1 protein-coding gene is annotated in these 633 nt (G+C 61.5%); it reads right to left on the reverse strand.

Annotation, left to right across the window (positions count from 1 at the left end; genetic code table 11):
- A partial coding sequence (locus FLQ44_RS22890) for a recombination-associated protein RdgC (protein WP_147696184.1) occupies positions 1-498 on the reverse strand: 498 nt, incomplete at its 3' end.
- Positions 499-633 lie beyond the last annotated feature (135 nt).

The raw sequence follows: 633 nt of genomic DNA on the forward strand, positions 1-633 counted from the left end.
GGTGCGCGGCAGCTTGCAAGGGAAAGGTGGCAAGGCCTCGCGCAGGGTAGATACCAGGTTCTCCGCCTTGCTGGCCGTGCTGCTGTCCACCATCAGCCAGCTGCGGGTGTCGTCGATGTAGGCCATCACGCGGTTTGTTCTGGTGAATGCACGCGGCAGCAGGTCGTCGGTGATCTGCTCCTTGAGCGCCAGCTTTTCCTTGCGGCCAACCTTGCGCAGCTCGGCGGTTTCGATCTCCGCCACCTTCTTGTCCAGGAAGTCCCGGATCACACCGGCTGGCAGCACCTTGTCTTCACGGCGCAGCGTCACCAGGCGATAGCCGCGTGCCTCATAAAGCGGACCATCGATGTGGGCAGCCGGTGGTACCCAGCCTTCGCCGAACCAGTCCAGGCCACCAGGCGGCGTGAATGGCCGTGCGGCCAACCTTTCACGCAGCTTGTCGCTGTCGATCACGAACTCTGGCGACAGCTGAAAGAACGAGAGTTGTTTGAACCACATCAGGCGGCCTCCTCTGCGTTAGCAATCCGCTCCAGATGGAACTTCTGCAGCGTGGTGATATGCATGCCCATGCCGAACGTTTTGTATCGGCCCTGCATGTCGTTGATGAAATTGCGGTCCCAGTCGCGGGCCGCG

The sequence above is a fragment of the Vogesella mureinivorans genome, assembly GCF_007644035.1.
GTDB classification, from domain to species: domain Bacteria; phylum Pseudomonadota; class Gammaproteobacteria; order Burkholderiales; family Chromobacteriaceae; genus Vogesella; species Vogesella mureinivorans.